At 72.1% G+C, this 18,702-nt stretch carries 15 protein-coding genes; 5 read left to right on the plus strand and 10 right to left on the minus strand.

Annotated features, from left to right (window positions below):
- Positions 1–135: 135 nt before the first annotated feature.
- Complete coding sequence (locus OG871_RS35590; RefSeq protein ID WP_371502474.1) at positions 136–945, minus strand: alpha/beta fold hydrolase; 810 nt, start codon at positions 943–945, stop codon at positions 136–138.
- A gap of 157 nt (positions 946–1,102) precedes the next feature.
- On the opposite strand from OG871_RS35590, the gene OG871_RS35595 reads away from it, so the two are divergent.
- Positions 1,103–1,258, plus strand: a complete 156-nt coding sequence (locus OG871_RS35595; RefSeq protein WP_371502475.1) for a hypothetical protein — start codon at positions 1,103–1,105, stop codon at positions 1,256–1,258.
- Positions 1,259–1,635: 377 nt separating this feature from the next.
- On the opposite strand, the gene OG871_RS35600 is transcribed toward OG871_RS35595, so the two are convergent.
- The gene (locus OG871_RS35600; RefSeq protein ID WP_371502477.1) at positions 1,636–3,504 is read right to left on the minus strand and encodes a galactose oxidase-like domain-containing protein; all 1,869 of its coding nucleotides are present in this window, start codon (positions 3,502–3,504) and stop codon (positions 1,636–1,638) included.
- Positions 3,505–4,015: 511 nt separating this feature from the next.
- On the opposite strand from OG871_RS35600, the gene OG871_RS35605 reads away from it, so the two are divergent.
- Both OG871_RS35605 and OG871_RS35610 read left to right on the plus strand, forming a co-directional pair.
- A complete protein-coding gene (locus tag OG871_RS35605; protein WP_371502479.1) occupies positions 4,016–6,283 on the plus strand; it encodes a Dyp-type peroxidase in 2,268 nt (755 codons plus the stop codon).
- A 238-nt stretch (positions 6,284–6,521) separates the two neighbouring features.
- On the plus strand, positions 6,522–7,748 hold the full coding sequence (locus OG871_RS35610; RefSeq protein WP_371494949.1) for an IS110 family transposase: 1,227 nt from the start codon (positions 6,522–6,524) through the stop codon (positions 7,746–7,748).
- Positions 7,749–7,941: 193 nt separating this feature from the next.
- Here OG871_RS35610 and OG871_RS35615 read toward each other — a convergent pair whose 3' ends face one another.
- From OG871_RS35615 to OG871_RS35630, 4 genes are all read right to left on the minus strand, one after another.
- Entirely contained in the window at positions 7,942–8,349 is a 408-nt protein-coding gene (locus OG871_RS35615; RefSeq protein WP_371502481.1) for a nuclear transport factor 2 family protein, read from the minus strand.
- Between the two features lie 198 nt (positions 8,350–8,547).
- A complete protein-coding gene (locus OG871_RS35620) occupies positions 8,548–9,114 on the minus strand; it encodes a GPP34 family phosphoprotein (RefSeq protein ID WP_371502483.1) in 567 nt (188 codons plus the stop codon).
- A 42-nt stretch (positions 9,115–9,156) separates the two neighbouring features.
- A complete protein-coding gene (locus OG871_RS35625) occupies positions 9,157–9,477 on the minus strand; it encodes a muconolactone Delta-isomerase family protein (protein ID WP_371502484.1) in 321 nt (106 codons plus the stop codon).
- Between the two features lie 58 nt (positions 9,478–9,535).
- Positions 9,536–10,117, minus strand: a complete 582-nt coding sequence (locus OG871_RS35630) for a hypothetical protein (RefSeq protein ID WP_371502486.1) — start codon at positions 10,115–10,117, stop codon at positions 9,536–9,538.
- Between the two features lie 418 nt (positions 10,118–10,535).
- Between OG871_RS35630 and OG871_RS35635 the strand changes: the two genes are divergently transcribed.
- Both OG871_RS35635 and OG871_RS35640 read left to right on the plus strand, forming a co-directional pair.
- Positions 10,536–11,147, plus strand: a complete 612-nt coding sequence (locus tag OG871_RS35635; protein ID WP_371502487.1) for a DUF6058 family natural product biosynthesis protein — start codon at positions 10,536–10,538, stop codon at positions 11,145–11,147.
- A gap of 340 nt (positions 11,148–11,487) precedes the next feature.
- The gene (locus tag OG871_RS35640; protein ID WP_371502489.1) at positions 11,488–11,859 is read left to right on the plus strand and encodes a hypothetical protein; all 372 of its coding nucleotides are present in this window, start codon (positions 11,488–11,490) and stop codon (positions 11,857–11,859) included.
- Positions 11,860–11,920: 61 nt separating this feature from the next.
- Here OG871_RS35640 and manA read toward each other — a convergent pair whose 3' ends face one another.
- The 4 genes from manA to OG871_RS35660 form a co-directional block, all read right to left on the minus strand.
- Complete coding sequence (gene manA / locus OG871_RS35645; protein WP_371502491.1) at positions 11,921–13,147, minus strand: mannose-6-phosphate isomerase, class I; 1,227 nt, start codon at positions 13,145–13,147, stop codon at positions 11,921–11,923.
- Positions 13,148–13,172: 25 nt separating this feature from the next.
- Positions 13,173–14,132 (minus strand): ROK family protein, encoded by a 960-nt coding sequence (locus OG871_RS35650; RefSeq protein WP_371502493.1) that lies wholly within the window; start codon positions 14,130–14,132, stop codon positions 13,173–13,175.
- Positions 14,133–14,231: 99 nt separating this feature from the next.
- Entirely contained in the window at positions 14,232–17,288 is a 3,057-nt protein-coding gene (locus OG871_RS35655; RefSeq protein ID WP_371502495.1) for an alpha-mannosidase, read from the minus strand.
- Between the two features lie 62 nt (positions 17,289–17,350).
- Positions 17,351–18,670 (minus strand): glycosyl hydrolase, encoded by a 1,320-nt coding sequence (locus OG871_RS35660; RefSeq protein ID WP_371502496.1) that lies wholly within the window; start codon positions 18,668–18,670, stop codon positions 17,351–17,353.
- Positions 18,671–18,702 lie beyond the last annotated feature (32 nt).

Here is an 18,702-nt window from a genome sequence, read left to right on the forward strand (position 1 = left end):
CCGCCCTCGGCTGCGGTCGCCCGTCCCACTCCCCGGACGGGCGCTCCGCGGTCGGTCAGACCGAGTGCCCGGGCGGGAGGGAGCCGGTGACGCGATACGGCTGCCCGCTGCCCAGACCGAGACGCTCCGCCCGGATCAGCGGTTCGCGCCGAGGACGGCGTCGGCGATCAGACGGGCCACGGCGTCGGGCTGTTCCACCATCACCAGGTGCCCGCTGTCCGGGATCACCTCCAGGGTGACGGAGGGACAGGCCTCCAGCCCGGCGCGCTCGGAGTCGGTCAGACCCACCTCGTCGCGGTCGCCGCGTACCACCCACGCCCGGGCACCGGAGCCGCACAGCCGCGGCACCAGGGAGCCGTACCGGTCCAGGTACGCGAAGTACTCGGCCATGGCCCGGCGGCAGAACGGCGCGGAGTTCTTCTTCAGGTCGGCGAGCAGCGCCGGTCGGCGACTCTCCGGCAGGCTGTCCGCCAGCGCCTTCGGGGCCAGCCACAGCATCGCCGGCCACGCCAGGGAGCCGAGGGCGGGCACCCGGCCGAGCGTCGTGGCGACCGCCAGCGCCTTGGACTCGTCCGGTCGCGAGAACGTCGGGGAGAGCAGGACCACCGGCCCTGAGAAGTGCCCGCCGCCCACCATCTCCATCGCGATGTTGGCGCCGATGCTGTGGCCGACCACTGCCGTGCAGCCGTGGTCGGCCGCGAAGGCGGCGGTGATCGCCGCGTAGTTCTCGATCGACACGTCCTCGGGCGCGGGCGTGCCGGCGTGGCCCGGGACGGTCGCGGCCACCAGCCGGATCGGTGCACCGGTGAGCGGTGGGGCGGCCATCATGTCCTCGTAGAACGCCGTGCTGCACAGCCCGCCGGGCAGCAGCAGCACCCGGTGCGGGGCGTCGGCCGGCCCCGACTCCCGGACGTCCCAGCTGTGGAACTGCGCGCTACCGCCCACGGTTCGGCCTTCCGTCTCGCTCGACCCCCGGCAGTCTCCCGCGCCGTCGCGCGCCGGCCGGCCACCTTGGGCCGAACGCGGCATGTCGGCCGCACCGGCCTTGTGCCGGCCCGCGCCGACCCCCGGTGCTCAACGCCCTGCCGAGGAGCGGCCGGAGTTGACCGACCCGAGGTTCCTGGTCCGCGCGGATCCGGCGGAGGTCCTGGCGCTCCTGGACACCGCCCGCAGCCCCGAGGAACGGCTGGCGGCGGCGGTGTACCGCGCCTCGGCCGGTGTGCCGAAGTCGCTCTGCCGCGGTGATTCCGCAGAATGAGATGACGGTGAAAGACCGCAGGAGACCGGTGGGAACGAATAATTGGGTCCGATAAGACGGAATGAGCGGAACTGCGCTTTCGGTCGAATTGGCCGGACCGGTCCCGGGCGATGACCTTTGCGCGCGTGTCCGCACCGATTGGTTCCCGTACCGTCGCCCATGGCCGAACCCCTTGCCGTACACCTGCGTTGTCCCGATTGTTCGGAGGAGTCCGCCGGCCGGGGCGGGGATTCCCGGGGCGCGGGATGGCCGTTCGCGGTCGGGCCCGGGTCGGTGGGGTGCTGCCGACTCCCTTGCCGCGCAAGGCCGGTATGACGCGCCCGGAGGCCCTCCACCCGGGGTGGAGGGCCTCTTGTCGCGCGGGGGAGGTGGGGAGGTCAGTTGTCGGCGCTGGTCTGGCCGCCCGTCTGGCCACCGGAGGTGGGCTTGAGCTGGACCCAGCCGGCCGTGCTGGGGACGCCCTCCTCGTTGAGGAGGAAGAGCATGTAGTAGCCGGGCGGGGCCGCGGCGGCGGACGGCGGTGCCTGCAGTTCCAGGAAGTTGCCGCTGCGGCTCTTGATCCGAAGGTCGAGGTGGCGCTGGCTGGTGTTGACCGAGTGGGTGGCGGTGGTCGGTGCCAGCAGGACCGCGCGGGTGACCTCGGTGGCGGTGCTGCTGCTGACCGTGATCTTCTCGTTGTAGCCGACGGTGGGGTTGAAGACGATGCCGAGGTTCGGACGGCTGCCCTGCTGGAGGTAGGCCGGCTCGTAGATCTCGATGCTGCCGTTCATGTCGTCCGTGATGTCGGGGTCGTTGGCGAGCTGTTGGAGCTCGTCGCCGGTGACCATGACCCGGCCGTCCGGGAGCACCACCGCGTTGGAGTGGTAGCCGCGCGGCAGCCGCTGGACGGGGCCGAGCCGCCAGTTCCCGTTCTCGTCGCGCATCTCGGTCTGCCGGTACTTCAGATCGGCGTTGGGGTTCTTGTCGCCGTTGCCGTAGTCGCGGATGTCGAAGGAGCCGTTGACCGTGAGCAGGGTGGCGTCCGGCATGAGGAGGGTGTCGTCCTGGGTGCGTCCGAAGGCGCGGGGCTTCTCGGTGCTCCACTTGCCGCCGACCAGCTGGTACGTGTTCGGGTCGTCCCGGTTGCCGCCGAGGATCAGGACCGAGTCGGGCCCCTTGAAGCCGGCGGGCAGCGGTACGGCGGAGCCGTAGTTGCGCTTCATGGCGTCCGGGCGGGCCGGCAGGTCGGTCCGGGTCTCGCTGTTGATGTCGAACAGCCACTGCTGTTCGGGGGACCGGCCGAGACCGTAGATCTTGCCGTCGCGCAGCGAGAACAGGTGCGGGTAGTCCCACTTGAACGGCGCGTCGGCCTTGAACCGGTCCACCGCGTAGCCCTGCGGCTTGTCCGTCTTGAGGAAGGGCACCGGGATGTTCTTGGCGGGGAAGCGTTCGACGATCGGGGTGGGGGTGCCCCAGCCCAGCTCGGACTGGCCGGACATGATCAACTGTCGTCCGTCGGCGCCGGTGACCACCGAGGGGTACCACCGTCCGACCGCCATGTCCTGGTTCTGGTACCAGACTTCCTGCCACGGGTCGAAGACCAGGGACAGCTTGGCGCCGGAGCCGCCGTTGCCGCCGAGGTTGCCTCCGAAGACTCCCAGCATCCCGTTGGGCAGGAAGGAGTGGCCCGCGCAGAAGAACGGCGCCGGGCGGGGTTCGTTCTTCCCGTCCGGCATGTTGACCACCGGCGGGGTCACCTTGGTGAACGAGGTGGGGCCGGTGCCCTTGGTCGGGTCCCAGAGGTAGGCGCGGCCGGCGTTCTCCTTGCCGATGGTGTCGGTCGGTGCGGGTTCCTTCTGGGGGTTGGTCTCGATCCGCTCGAAGGAGAACAGCAACACCTTGCCGGTCGGCAGCAGCGCGATGTGGGCGGCGAAGTCGGGGGACTGGAAGTACTCCCGGAACCTGCCGAACTCCGCCGGGTCGAAGCCGGCGTTGGCGGTCGCCTGGGACGAGGTGAGCGCGTTGAGGCGCTCGGTGCGGGTGGTCTGCGGGTACTCGCCGACGCCTCGAAGGGCCTTCCTGGTCCTGGCGTGTTCCTCGGCGTGTTCCTTGCCGAGCGCCGCGGCCTCGTCCGGATCGACCACGACCGGTTTTGCGGCACCGGGGTTGAGCTCCCCCGGCGTGGCGGAAGGGGTGTCGCCATGGCCGCCGTGATGGCTGAGGGCGGCCACCGGCGCGGCGGCGGCGAGCACCGTCGTGGCGGTCACGGCGGAGACGGCACAGGCTGCGATCGCGGACAGCAGTCTCCGGGAGGCGCGGGCCCTCCGGGTCGGCGGCTGTCCGTCGGTCGTGGGCAGATTCCTGCGGGACATGGAGCTCCTTGCGAGCGGGGGGACGGGATGCGTGGTGACGGCGGGCGAACGCCTGGACCACGCCGGTCACCGGACCCGATGTGGGACACATCGTATACGCTCAGTGACGACACTCAGTGTCCGTGGCCGGGTGTCCGTTGTCGCGCCGACGCGCGCAGCCGGGTGAGTGTCCGTCAGATGATGTCGTCAACGCCCATGCGGGGCTGGGGTGTCCAGTGTGACTGATCGGCCGGGCGGGTTAATCGGCCACCCTGATCCTGGCAACGTTCGAACACGTACCATAGTCTCTTGATTACCCTCCGCGTTTGCGGCTGGGTGCAAGCTGCCCCGCCCGCGAGTCGACGGGCGGCGCCCGGCGCGCTCTGGCGGCCGTCTGGCGATCTCGGGCGAGTCCTCTGGAGAGAGCATGCCGAACGACCTGAAGCTACGTGAGAGCGACGACATCCAGGGCGACGTGATCGCGGGTTTCAAGAAGGACCAGATGACGCTGCTGTTCCTCAAGTTCGAGGACGCGCCGCGGGCGCGGACCTGGGTGAAGCGTCTGGCCCCCCGGATCTCCACCACCAGACAGGTGGCCACCTTCAACAGCGCCTTCCGCAAGGCCAGGAACAGCTCGGGCGGGGACGACCCGCAGTCGCTGAAGGCCACCTGGACCAACGTCAGCTTCACCTACGAGGGGCTGAAGGTGCTGACCGGCAAGGAACCCCTGCCCTCGGTGCGGCCCGGCGGCACGTTCGAGGCCTTCAAGCAGGGCTCGGACAAGCGGGTCCTGGGCGACACCGGCGACAGCTCCCCGGAGAACTGGCTCTTCGGAGACGGCAAGGGGCAGACCGTCCACGCGGTGGTCACCGTCGCCTCCGACACCGTCGAGGACCTGCACGCGGCCGTGACCGAGCAGCGCGAGGCCGCCGCCCAGGCCAAGATCGCGATCGTCTTCCAGCAGAACGGCGCAACCCTTCCGGGCAGCCGGCGGGGCAAGGAGCACTTCGGCTTCAAGGACGGCGTCAGCGAGCCCGGCGTGCTCGGCTACGACGAGCCGGACCTGGACCGGCCGGAGTGCGTCAAGGGCAAGCACGGCACCCGGCTGATCCCGGCGGGCGAGTTCCTGCTCGGCCACGACCGGATCGGCGGGATCACCTACGACACACCCCCGGACTGGGCAGTCAACGGCAGCTTCCACGTGGTCCGGCGACTCGCCCAGGACGTGCCGAGCTGGTGGGCACAGGTCGCCGTCCAGCTGAAGGTCCTCAAGAAGGCCAAGGTGGTCCCGGACGAGGCCACCACCGAGTGGCTGGCCGCCCGCCTGGTCGGCCGCTGGCGTTCGGGCACGCCCGTCGCCAAGTGCCCGAACGCCGACATGCCGTCCAACGCGCTCTCGGGCGACGACAACGACTTCGGCTACCGCAACGACCCGGAGGGGTTCACCACCCCGCTCTTCTCGCACCTGCGCCAGACCAACCCCCGGGACGGCCTGCTCGAAGCACCCGGTGCCGAACCGCTGCCCGAGAAGCCGGTCATGGACCGCCGGAGGATGATGCGCCGCGGTTCCCCGTACGGTGCGCCGTTCGACCCGGCCTCGGACGGCCCGGGCGGCCCGGACGCCGCGCGCGGACTGCTCTTCGTCTCCTACCAGTCCGACCTGGTCGAGCAGTTCGAGTTTGTCCAGAAGGCCTGGATCAACAACGTGGACTTCCCGCCCGGCCGGGGCAGGAAGCCCGGCCCCGACCCGATGGTCGGCCCGACCGGCAAGGTCAACTTCGAGTCCCCCGGAACCACCACCGAGCTGAGCTTCAGTCAGTTCGTGACCACCGAGGGATCGGTGTACGCCTTCGCCCCGTCGCTCACCACACTGCGGCACCTCGGCGACGGGCGGCTCACCGACAAGCTCCCGAGCACCGTCCGGCCGACCGACGCCTTCCTGCCGATCCCCGACATGCAGCGGGACAGGGGCAAGAGCTGGTACTGGGCGTACGGGACCGGAACCGACGGGCCGGTGTGCCGGACCATCTCCATCGCCGACGGCAACGAGCACAACGACACCGTCGAGCGGCCCGACCGCCCGCTGACGACCTGGCCGTTCTACGACGGGGTGTCGAGAGTGGACGCGATCCTGCCCGTCCCGGACGAGCAGCGGATCAACGGCAGGAGCCGGTACTGGCTGTTCCACACCACCGAGGGCCGCCAGGTCTACCGGCTGATCTCGATCTCCGACGGTGCGGAGCAGGGGCTTGAGCCCGGTTCCGTGGGCGCCGTCGACCGGCCCGACCGGCCGATCTCCGCCTGGGCCTCGTTCAGCGGGATCTCCCAGGTGGACGCCTTCCTGGCGGTGCCGGACATGCAGCGGGTGAACGGGAAGAGCTACTACTGGCTGTTCCACACCCTCCTCGGACAGCAGGTCTACCGGCTGATCTCCGTCGCGGACGGCAGCGCGCACAACGACGTCATCGAGCGCGGTGACCGCTCGCTGAGCCTGTGGCAGTCGCTGGCCGACATCCCGAAGACCGACGAGTTCCTCGCGGTGCCCGACATGCAGGGGATCAACGGGCTGAGCCTGTTCTGGGTGTTCCACCAGGACAAGTACCGCATCATCTCCATCGCCGACGGCCCCGCGCACCACGACCAGGTCGCGGTCGAGGACCGGCCGCTGACCCTGTGGAGGTCCCTCACAGCCTAATGGGACTTGCTGAGTCGTAGAGACTCGGTGCCGTAGCCGCCAGCAGGTGAGCACTCTCTCCGCCGGAACCACTGCGAGTTCTGGGGTCAGACCGTGCCCCTGCTGGTCGGCCGGAAGGCCATGACCGCTGATGGGGTGGCGTGCCCGCCGAACAGGGCGTGAGCACTGGATCCATTAGGCCGCGTGCCGTGTCTTCCGCAGGCTGCACGACCAGCAAATACGCGATGGGGAGGAAGAGTTGCTGCTGATCGGCGACGACTGGGCCGAGGACCACCACGACGTCGAGGTCCAGGACGCGACCGGCCGACGCCTCGCAACCGCGAGGCTGCCCGAGGGCGCGGAAGGCATCGCCAAGCTGCACGAGCTCGTGGCCAAGCACGCCGGAGAGGACCCCGATCCCGCCGACGTGATCGTCGGGATCGAGACCGACCGCGGCACCTGGGTACAGGCCCTGCTCGCCGCCGGCTACCAGGTCTACGCGATCAACCCCCGGCAGGTCGCCCGGTTCAAGGAGCGGTACGGCACCTCCGGCGCCAAGAGCGACAAGGGCGACGCCCACGCCTTGGCCGACATGGTCCGCATCGACCGCGACCAGCTACGGCCCATCGCCGGCGACAGCGACCAGGCCCAGGCCGTCAAGGTCGTGACCCGCGCCCACCAGACCCTGATCTGGGAACGCACCCGCACCTTCCAACGGCTCCGCAGCACGCTGCGCGAGTACTTCCCCGCCGCCCTGAACGCCTACGCGTCCCTGGAACTGACCAGCACCGACGCACTGGAACTGCTGATCAGAGCACCCACACCGCAGGCGGCGGCGAAGCTGACCCGCACCCAGATCGCCGCCGTCCTCGCCCGGGCCCGCCGACACAACCGGGACCAGAAGGCCGGCGCGATCCAGGCCGCACTGCGCGAGAAGCAGCTGGAGCTGCCCGAGCCGGTCACGGCCGCCTACGCGGCCGCCACCATTGCCCACTCCCGGCTCCTGCTCGCCCTCAACGAGCAGATAGCCGCGATGGAAAAGCAGGTGAGGGCGCATTTTCTCGCGCACCCGGACGCTGAGATCTACCTCTCCATGCCCGGCATCGGAGAGATCACCGGCGCCCGGGTGCTCGCCGAGTTCGGGGACGACCCCACCCGCTACACCTCCGCCAAAGCCCGCAAGAACTACGCCGGCACCAGCCCCGTCACCCGGGCCTCCGGCAAGAGCCACACCGTCCAGGCCCGCTACGTCCGCAACAACCGGCTCGCCGACGCCCTCCAGCGCCAGGCGTTCTCCGCCCTGCGCGCCTCACCCGGCGCCCGCCGCTACTACGACAAGCAGCGCGCACGCGAGGCCGGCTACAACCCCGCTCTCCGCCAGGTCGGCAACCGACTCGTCGGCATCCTCCACGGATGCCTCAAGACCCGCACCCACTACGACGAAGCAACCGCCTGGTCCCACCACGCACACCTCCATGCCGCTTGACCTCAAACGTCATGGGGTGTCTGACCCGGCCGAGGCATCCGCGGCGCGGTTTCCCGACCCGTCCGTCGGTGGCCCTGGGAACAGGGCCACCGACCCCCGTGACGGCCGGGGTGGCAGCACCGCCGTCGCCGGGTACGACCTGGACGGCAACGCCCGGCCGTGCGAAGGGATCCCGAGGACGTTCCGAAGGTCCTCAGCTCAGCAGCTCGGGCGCGAAGTAGTCACGCAGTCGAGCGATCCTTCCGTCACGGACGCGAAAGATCTGTACCAGCGAGACGGCCACGTCCTCTCCGTCCCCGTCGAAGACCGTGTCGATCTCGGCGATGAACACATCGGGCTCGGAGGTGGTGTGCAGCACGTATCGGGACTTCTCAAGGTTCGGGGAGCGGCCGTCCTGCGCCTGTCGCAGGTAGTGCGCCGCCATCGTGCGACGGATCTCCTCGCGGCCCTCCAGCCTCCTGGGGAAGGCCGCGCCGACGGGCATGAGCGGCGCCTCGAACACGCCGTCCTCGGTGAAGTTCTCGGCCAGCGCGTCGGCATTGCGCGTCAGGGGACCGGCGTAGACGTAACTCTCGAAGATCTCCTGCGGTGTACGGGGCACGGCGGCCTCCCAGGCTCGGAAACTGAAGCCCACATCATCGCAGCGGCCGCTTCCGGGAAGACGGTTTCCGGTGACGTTCCGCCGGATCGGCTGATGCCCGCCGGGCTCGGGGGCATCGGGCTCGGCCGGTGGGATGCTCCCCGCCGGCGGCCCGGAGCGCTGCGGACCCGGGATGCCCGGCGCCGCCGCGCGTGGACGTCACAGGACCCCGCCGCGCCAGATGTTGGCGAAGGCCGCGTCCTCGATGGCCCGGCGCTGCCGGACGGCGTCCAGCTCTCTGACCGCGTCGTTGACGGCGGCGAGCACGGTCGCCACGGCGTCGTCGGCCACGTCGGTCTGGTCGGTCTCGTCGGGCGAGTCGCCGGTTCGAGTGGCGTCGATCCCGGCGGCTGAGGCGAGGGCGGCGAGGACGGGCTCGTGCGACGCCCTGCGGTCCGACGCCTCCCGGCGGACGGGGGAGTCGGCTTCAAGGGCTGCCAGATAGGCCGCTGCCAGCCCGCGGCCCCTGCGCCACAGCCAGTCGTCGACCGACTCGTACGGCGACTGTCGGACGAGGGCGGCCGCGGCCTGGTCCAGGAGGTGGTCCGCGATCGTCGGCCGGTCACCCGGCACGATCCGGTCGTCGTCGAGCCGGACGGCCCGGGCGCCGAGCAGGTCGATCAGTTCGGCTCCCGCGAGCGCGAGCGACAGCTCGCCCTGTTCGGGAAGGTGACCGGACTCCACGTCCAGCGCGACGGTCAGTAGGTCCTGCGGTGTGGTGGTCATGGGCGATCCAACGTCCTGCGGGGGAGGAACATGCCGGTGCGGTCACGCCGTGGGGTCGGTCTTGACCGCGCCGCCCGGCTTGCCCGGATCGTTGGGGTGCGACTCGACGGCGGTGACGACCAAGGTCATCCACGAGCGCAGTGGGAGGGTTCCGAGCACCGTCTCGTGCAGCTCGGCCTCGTCGGCGGCACGCCACAGACCGAGGCTCCGCAGCTCGCCGACAGGGCGCCAGAGGCGGACCAGGTGGCCCGTGGCGGCCAGCTCCTTGGCCCGGACCGCCTCGGCGGCGCGGCGCCGGTCGACCTCGGCCGGGTCGGTGCCCTCGGGGATGCGGGTGGTGATCTCGACCAGGAACTCGCGCACGCTCTTCCTCCCTTGGGCCGGGCCCGGTGCGGCAGGTGCCTCCGCCGGCGCCGCCGGCTCAGAACCCGGGCCACACGGGGTCGGAGTGGCCGGTGTTCACCATGGATCCACCGGGACTTCCGGCCGGAATGAGATTGGGGATGTTCCGAACAGTGTCGATACTGTGCTCGTTTTCGGGATCGCTCTCAATCCTGACGGTCACCTGGTAGGCAATCCGGGAGATATTGGCAAGCCTGACTCCGACTCGGATTCCGATCATGAGACACAGCGGGGCGCCCCCGGCTCCCATCAGGTTGGGCTGGGTGCCGAGACGCAGGACCGAAGCGTCGATGAACGCCGTTGCGCCGTCGTTCGGTGACACCCTCAGCCCCCCGAGCGAGGCCGTCACCACTCCTGCCGCCCGGACATTGCTGAAGTCCTGGACCATTCCGGCCGTAGGCGGGTTTCCGGGGCCTGAATCGCCATAGGGTACGAAGGACGCCACCGTTTCGTTGCGAGATGTCCCACCGTCGCTGCCGGCGTCGAGGGCGATGGTCCCGGTGTGGACGATCTGCAGCGCACCGACGCCATCCGCCGTCAGGTACGGGATGAACAGGTGCTGCGGCTTCGTCACGTCCTTCGTGGGAACGAGTATCGGCATGACCACTCCATGAAGGTTGGCGCATGGGCGACGGTGGACTCTCCGCCCGTTCGCCCTGCTTGCCCGCTCGCTTGAGAGCGCCGGCCGGTGTGGATCTACCCGCCTCCTTTCCCGTCGGTCTTCGTGTCGGGCGACCGTCGTGGTCGGGCGACAGGGAACAGCTGGGAGTCGGTGTGGTGGGAGATCGGACCGGCCCGGGCCGGTCCGGCACAACCATCCTGGATCGCGTCTTCCGTCTTGTCCACCAGTGGGCCGTTCGGGCGCTTGCAGCTCCGGGGCGAGGGCGGCTTCGGCTGCTGACGTAAGCCGGTTCGGGCTGCGACGGGCATGGTCGGGCGATCTGGATCGAACACGTGTCCGATATGATGCGCAGGGTGCTGCGGGAGACTCCCGTGCGCGTGACGGCAGAGGACCACCCGTGCCCGCTGGAGACCTGAAGCATCGGCTCGCCGCCCGATTCCGCGAGGTCAACGGCGTACATCCGATGACCGCCGCCGACGACGCCTACGTCAGCCGGCAGTTCGTGGTCCTGGAGGAGCTGTGCGCGGCGCACGGCCGGCCGGCGGACGAGGTGCGGCGGCTCATGCTCGGGCGCCTGCTGCCGATGCCGGGATACCTGCGCTCCGACGGGGCCGAGATGGTGCCGTCCGACCTGTTCGCGCTGGCCGAGGAGGCGGGCGGAACGGACCGGCTGGAAGCCTGGTTCACCGCTCACTGGGACGATCGGGCTGCGGGCAAGGACGAGTGGGACGCCTACCTGAGCGGGCAGTACGTGTGCCTGCACGCGGTGACGCCGGCCGCCATCCGGCGCAAGGGCAGCCTGACGGCGGCGATCGCCGCCGCACCGGACGAACCGGACGCCGGCTCCGTGGCGTGGTCGTCGCGCCTGCACGCCCTGGTCGATGAACTCGACGCGCTGGAGCCGCAGTTCGCCGACTACGACCGTCTTCGCTTCGGCGGCCCCACCTCGCGGGACCTGTGCATCGACGCGGTGCGAGCCCGCTTCCCGCGGCTCGCGCGGCAGCCGTAGGCCGCCTGGAGACGGCGCCGAGCCGGGATCGGTGTCATCGCCGCATGCCCGAACTGATCGCCCCCACCGTCCGGTTGCACACCGTTGGCTGGAGGCGCGGGACGAGTGGGGTCCCGGCTCCCACGAGGACGGATTCGGTCTGCTGCCGTCCGACGAGGCCGACAACGCCGCCTCGGCGACGACGATCGAGCGCAACGGCGGTGTCCTCGAAGACATCGAAGTCATCGAAGGCGTCCGGGACGCCGGCGCCGGTGCGGTCCGACGCTACCGGGTGAAACTCCGGTGGCGCTCCCAAGCCCTCGACTATCCCCGACGGCCTTCCCGGTCGCATAATGCAGCGGTGACGAGCAACCACGTGGTCCTCGACTGCGGGCTGCCCATCGACGAGCGGATCAGGCGGCTCGTCGAGGTGTGGACCCGTGACAATCGTGGCCGCGAGCATCTGCTGACCGGCAAGGCGTTCTTCGCGGTCTATTCGTGGCACCTCCGGCACCGGACCGATCACGACATCGCCAGGGCGGAGTTCGTCGCCGCCTCCTACGACTCCATCGGCGGCAGCGACGGATGGGACGCCATGCTGCGCGAGCGGGCCAACTGCGGGACCTGCGGGGACAGATACCGGCTGGAGAACATCGGCCTGTGCACCGGGTGCATGCGGTACACCTGCTACGCCTGCGGCGCCCACGCCTCCTGCACCGGCGAGACCGTCTGAACCACCCGGTCGGCCAGGTACGCCGGGCCCAGGGACGCGGAGCGACGGAGGACGCGCCGGCTCAGTCTCCGGTGGTGGCGCGGAACAGCTCCGTGTCCGGGCCGGTCAGGTGGACCGGCCCGGCGAAGGGGCGGAGGTAGGCGGCCTGGCCCGGGCGAAGATCGAGACCCTGGTCGGCCGCGGCGTGCAGCCGGGCGCGGCCGACGGTGCAGAGCAGGATCTGTGGGGTGGGCAGGTCGACGCGGGCGGGGGTGCCGGTGGGCCGCAGCCGGGAGAGGCGGAACTCCGCGGCGGGGGAGGGGAAGCGCTCCTCGATCCCGTCCCGGGCCGGTGCCGCGGTGAGGATCTCCGGCTCGCCGGTCCGGAAGACCGTCACGGCCAGCAGCCCTGCCACGTCGACGTGCTTGGCGGTCAGGCCGCAGCGCAGCACGTTGTCCGAGTTGGCCATCAACTCGACGCCGGTACCGCGCAGATAGGCGTGCGGTACCCCGGCGGCGAGGTAGAGGGCCTGGCCGGCCCGGAGCCGGATGTGGTTGAGCAGCAGCGCGGCGACCAGGCCGGGGTCGCCCGGGTACTGCGCGGCGGTGCGGGCGTAGGCGGCGCAGGCCTCGGCGTACGGGCCGTCGCCGTCGGCGACCCGCCGGAGTGCCTCGGCGACGGTGGCGAGGTCGGCGGGGCCGAGGCGGACGTCGTCCAGGATGTGCCGCAGCAGAGCGGGCAGGACCTCCTCGGCGGGCCGGTGGCGCAGCGCGACGGCCCAGGGCGCGAGCAGCGGGAGGGCCAGTTCGTCCAGCAGCCGGGCGGTGCCCTCGGCCGGACGGAATCCGCAGAGGGCCTCGAACTCGCCGAGCGCGCAGATCAGTTCCGGCTTGTGGCCGGGGTCCCGGTAGGTCCGGTGCGGGGCGTCGGCGGGGATTCCGGCGGCCTCCTCGGCGGCGAAGCCGGCCCGGGCCTGCTCTCCGGTGGGGTGGACCTGGAGCGAGAGTGCCCGCTCGGCGGCCAGGATCTTGAACAGGAAGGGGAGCGTGGGGCCGAACCGCTCGACGGTGGTGGCGCCCAGCAGGCCCTCGGCGTCGTCGGCGATCAGCCGGTCCAAGGGGTGCGGGCCGTCCGCGCGGTCGAGGCAGGACGGCGCGGACGGGTGGGCGCCCATCCAGAGTTCGGCCTGCGGGGTGGCGCTGGGCCCGCTGCCCGTCAGCGCGGGGATCGCGGTGGTCGAGCCCCAGGCGTAGGCGCGGACGGGATTGCGGAGCAGCACGAACGGGGGCCACGGCGGTGTCGGGGGCATGCCGGTTCTTTCGTCGAGGGGCCGGTCAGGAGCCGGGTGCGGCGGCGGCGATCGCCGCGGCGCCGATCAGCCCCGCGTCGGTGCCGAGTTCGGCGGGGCGGACGTCGAGGCCGCGGAGGTGGGGCAGCGCGGCGTACCGGTCGAGGTGGCGGGCGAGCGGGCCGAACAGGGCCGGGCCGGCCGCCGCGACCCCGCCGCCGACGACCACCCGGTGGAGGTCGACGAGTGCGGCGGTGGCGGCGATCCCGGCGGCCAGTGCCTGCGCCGCCCGGTCGAAGGCGGCCACCGCGACCGGGTGGCCGGCCAGCGCGTCCGCCGCGACGGCGCGCGCCGAGCGGTCCTCGCCCGTCGGCCGCCAGCCCCGGGCGAGGGCGCGGCGGGCGATCGCCGTGCCGCTGGCGATGCCCTCCAGGCAGCCGCGGGAGCCGCACGGGCACGCCTCGCCGTCGAGGTCGACGCTGATGTGGCCGAGATGGCCGGCGTTGCCGCTCGGGCCCGGGCGCACGGCGCCGTCCAGGACGAGTCCGGCGCCGACCCCGGTGGAGACGACCAGGCAGAGCGCGTTGTCGGCGCCGCGCGCCGCACCGCGCCAGTGCTCGGCGGCGGCCATCGCGATACCGTCCCCGGCCAGCGCCACCGGCAGGGAACGCGCCGCCACCGCAGGGTGCGCGGCCGCCTCGGCGACCAGGGGGAAGTCCCGCCAGCCGGGGATGTTGACCGGACTGACGGTGCCGTGCACCAGGTCCACCGGGCCGGCGCTGCCGATGCCGAGGGCGGCCACCCGGCGCCACCCGGCGGTGGCGGCCAGGTGGTCGAGCACCCGGTGGACCACGGCGAGTACCGCGGCGCCGGGCTCCCCGGCCGGGGTGGGCAGGTCGATCCGGTGCCGGAGCTCCCCGCGCGCGTCGACGAGGGCCCCGGCGGTCTTCGTCCCACCGATGTCGACGGCGGCGAACAGTGCGGGGGAGGACGGGGGCGCGGTCATCGCGGGTGGCTCCAGGGTTCGTGGTACGCGGTGCGTGGCTCCTGGGCGCGGCGCCCCGCCCGGCAGGGGACGGACGGGGCGCCGCGCGGTGGCACGGGGTCAGGCGGACCCGCCGCCGGGGGTGATGCGCAGCGTGACCAGCTCGAACGGCCGCAGGCACAGCTCGACGCCGTCACCGGTGACGGTGACCTCGCCCCGCGTGCCGTCCCACGGCCGCTCCAGCAGGTCGCAGGGCACGGCCGCGGCCAACGGGAACGAGGTGGTGAGCCGGCCCCGGGCGCGGCCGCCGCTCGCCTCGTAGACCCGGACGATCAGGTCGCCACTGCGGTCGTCGGCGAGCTTGACGGCGCTGACCACCAGCGCGTCCTCGTCCAGTTCCACCAGCGGCCGGACGGCCTCGGCGGTGCCGTGCACCCGCCGCTCGGGCAGGCTGATCAGGTAGCCCTCGCGGACGGCGTCGGCGATCTTGGCGCCCGGCGCGAGCGCGTGCCGGAACCGGTGCAGGCCCTGGTCGGTGCGCGGGTCGGGGAAGCGCGGCGCGCGCAGCAGGGAGAACCGCACCGTGGTGGTGGTGCCGCCGTCACCGTCCCGCACGGTGCGGGTGACGTCGTGGCCGTAGGTGGAGGCCGTCACCAGCGCGACGCCCCAGCCGGGTTCGTCCAGGTGGACGAACCGGTGGTTGCACGCCTCGAACTTGGCCGCCTCCCAGCTGGTGTTGGTGTGGGTGGGCCGGTAGAGGTGGCCGAACTGGGTCTCGGCGGCGTACCGCTCGGTGTGGACGTCCAGCGGGAAGGCCGCCTTGAGGAACTTCTCCGTCTCGTGCCAGTCCACCTCGGTGTCGATGTCCAGCCGCCCGGCCCCGGCGCGCAGGGTGAGCAGCTGGACCGCCGTGGACGAGCCGAACGACCGGGTGACCCGGACCGCGACGGTCTCGTCCGTCTCGGCGGCGACCGTGACCTCGTCCGCCTCGGTGAGGTCGGTGACGGTGTTGCGGTAGAACTGGTCCACGTCCCAGGCGTCCCACATGTTGGGGAAGTCGGGGTGCAGTTGGAGCAGGTTGGCGCGGGCGCCCGGGGCCACCGTCTCGCGTCCGCTCGCGCGGTCGACCACCGAGACCACCAGGCCGTCGCCGTCCACCGTCACGTCCAGCAGCCCGTTGCCGAGCAGGAACCCGCCCCCGGGGCGGGCGGTGACCGAGCAGCCGGCCGCGGGCGCCGGCGCGGCGGGTGCGGCCCCGCCGGCCGGCACCGCCGACCGGGCGTGCGGCGCCGCGTTGAAGACCAGCTCGCGGCCGCCCGCCGGATCCCCGGCGAGTGCCTGCTGGGCCCGGCCGATCAACGCCTCCAGCTCCTCGGCGACGGCCCCGTACGTCTGCTCCGCCTCGCGGTGCACCCAGGCGATCGACGAACCGGGCAGGATGTCGTGGAACTGGTGCAGCAGCACCGTCTTCCAGATCCGGTCCAGCTCCTCGTACGGGTACGCCAGGCCGCAGCGCAGTGCGGCGGTGGCGCACCACAGCTCGGCCTCGCGGAGCAGGTTCTCGCTGCGGCGGTTGCCCTGCTTGGTCCTGGCCTGGCTGGTCAGGGTCGCCCGGTGCAGCTCCAGGTACAGCTCGCCGACCCAGACCGGCGGCTTCGGGTACTCCGCCTGCGCCTTCTCGAAGAACTCGGCGGGCCGCTCCCAGCGGACGGTGGCCGAGCCCTCCAGATCCCGCAGCCGGGCCGCCTTCGCGACCATCTCCCGGGTGGTTCCGCCACCGCCGTCGCCCCAGCCGGTCGGGGCGATCGAGTGCCGGGCGACACCCTTGTCCTTGAAGTTCCGTGCCGCGTGCGCGATCTCGCTGCCCTTCATGGAGCAGTTGTAGGTGTCGACCGGCGGGAAGTGCGTGAAGATCCGCGTCCCGTCGATGCCCTCCCACAGGAACGTGTGGTGCGGGAACTTGTTGACCTGGCTCCAGGAGATCTTCTGCGTCAGCAGCCACTTGGAGCCCGCGTTGCGGATGATCTGCGGCAGCCCGCCGGTGAAGCCGAAGGTGTCCGGCAGCCAGGCCTCCTGGTTCTCGACCCCGAACTCCTCCAGGAAGAACCGCTTCCCGTGGACGAACTGCCGGGCCATCGCCTCGGAACCCGGCATGTTGGTGTCGGACTCCACCCACATCCCGCCGGCCGGCACGAACCGGCCCTCGGCCACCGCCTTCTTGACCCGGGCGTACACCTCGGGCCGGTGCTCCTTGATCCAGGCGTACTGCTGCGCCTGGGACATGGTGTAGACGAAGTCCGGCTCGTCCTCCAGCAGCGCCGTCATGTTGGCGGTGGTCCGGGCGACCTTGCGGACCGTCTCGCGCAGCGGCCAGAGCCACGCCGAGTCGATGTGCGCGTGGCCGACCGCGCTGATCCGGTGCGCCGACGGCGCGGCGGGCGAGGCCAGTACCCCGGCCAGCCGCTCCCGGGCCGCGGCGGCGGTGCCGTTGACGTCCTGCAGGTCGACGGTGTCCAGGGCCCGCTCGATCGCCCGCAGGACGTCCCAGCGGCGGGCGGACTCGACGGGCAGTTCCGCCATCAGCTCGCCCAGCACCTCCAGGTCCATGACGAGCTGCCAGACCGTCTCGTCGAAGACCGCGAGGTCCATCCGGGTCAGCTTGTACTGCGGCTCGGCCCCGGCGGTCTCCCGGTCGCCGAGCTCGGTCGGCAGGAAGGGGTGGTAGTCGAGGATCACCGGGTTGGACGCGGCCTCGACGTGCAGCAGCACCTGCTCGCCGCCGGCGGCGGGGGCGGCGATCCGCACCCACTGGTTCTGCGGGTTGAGCCCCTTCACCGGGGTGCCGTCCGGGCGGTAGACCAGGCCCTCGCACTGGAAGCCGGGCATGTTGGCGTCGAAGCCCAGGTCGATCAGCGCCTCGACGGTCCTCCCGGCCCACGCCTCGGGCACCGTGCCGGAGACGGTGATCCAGCTGGTGCCCCACGGCGCGCCCCACGCGTCGCCGACGGTGATCGGGGTCCGCGGTGCGGCGAGGCCCTCGGCGACCGGGACGGGCTCGCCCGGCGCGGTCCAGATGCCGACCTCCAGCGGGACGGAGTCGGGGTGGACCGCCGGGCGGATCCGCTCGTCCAGGACGCGCTTGAGGCGGGACTCGACCAGGGTGCGGTCATCATGCATGTCGGCAGGCTCCGTTGCGTGACTGATGGGGTACGGGGAACGGGACGGGTGGCGTGCGGGTGTCAGGGCACGTCGTCGGGGTGGACCACCTCGGTGATGCCGCGGGCGGCCAGCCGTTCCCGGTCGCCGGCGTGCTCGGCGAGGACGGTGGTCGGGCGGGCGCCCGCCTCGGTGAGGCGCATGAACGCCTCGAAGACGGGCCCGCCGGGGCCGCAGACCGAGCGCTTGGGCGCGGTGACCTCGTCGCCGGTGGCGACCACCACGGCGGTGGTACGCACCCGGGGCGGCCGCCATCCGGCCCGCAGCTCCTCGACGGCGGCGGCGATCCTGGCCCCGGCGGGTTTGACCCGGCGGTCGGTGGTGAGCAGGCCGAGGCTGTACTCCAGGTCGGGGAAGTCCGCCAGCGAGCGGTCCACGTCGTGCGAGCACCACCAGGTGACGCCCCAGAGGTCCGGGCAGTCCAGCACGGCCGTGACGGTGTCGCCGGTGAACCGGGCGGCGTCCTCGGCGGTGATGTGCGGGGCCGGCGCGCCGACCTCCTGCAGCCAGACCGGCCGGCGCGGGTCGTCGGCCCAGGCCTTGGAGAGCTCGACCAGGTAGGCGGCGTGCTGCGCGGTCGGCACCGAGTGCGGGCCGTAGCGCTGCGCGGTGCCGTTGAACACCCAGGAGTGGACGGCGGTGGCCGCGCCGATCCGCGCCGAGTGCCACGGGGTGAACGGGTGCTCGTCCTGGTACCAGGCGGCGTCGTAGGAGGCGTGCAGGTTGAGCCGGCCGGGTGCCCCCTCCTCGCAGGCGGCGAGCATCCGGCGCAGCCAGGCGTCGGCCTGCCCGGGGGTGACGCGGTCGGGGTCGGGGTGCGGCTCGCCGGAGAACTGGTTGATCTCGTTGCCGACCGTCATGCCCAGGAAGTTGGGCCGGCCGTCCAGCGCCGAGGCCAGGGTGCGCAGGTAGGCGGCCTGGCCGTCGACCACCTCGGGGTCGGTGAAGATGTTGCGCCGGTGCCAGGTCTGCGTCCAGGAGGGCTGGAAGTCGAAGCTCGACAGGTGGCCCTGCAGCCCGTCCACGGAGACGTCGAGACCGCGCTCGCCGGCCGCGTCGACCAGCGCGGCCAGCTGCTCGACGGCGCGCGGGCGGATCAGGGTGCGGTTGGGCTGGAAGACGGGCCAGAGCGGGAAGACCCGGATGTGGTCCAGGCCGAGGGCGGCGACGGAGTCCAGGTCGGCGCGGACGGCGTCGAGGTCGAAGTCGAGCCAGTGGTGGAACCAGCCGGTGGTGGGGGTGTAGTTGACGCCGAAGCGCGGGGCGCTCGGCGTGCGGGCCGGGGCGTGGCCCTGGGTGTGGGCCGGGCTGTGGGCCGGGGTGTGGTCCTGGGCGGCGGTCATACGCGGTGGGCTTCCTCGGTGGGTGCGGCCAT

This window comes from Kitasatospora sp. NBC_00374 (assembly GCF_041434935.1).
Lineage (GTDB): Bacteria > Actinomycetota > Actinomycetes > Streptomycetales > Streptomycetaceae > Kitasatospora.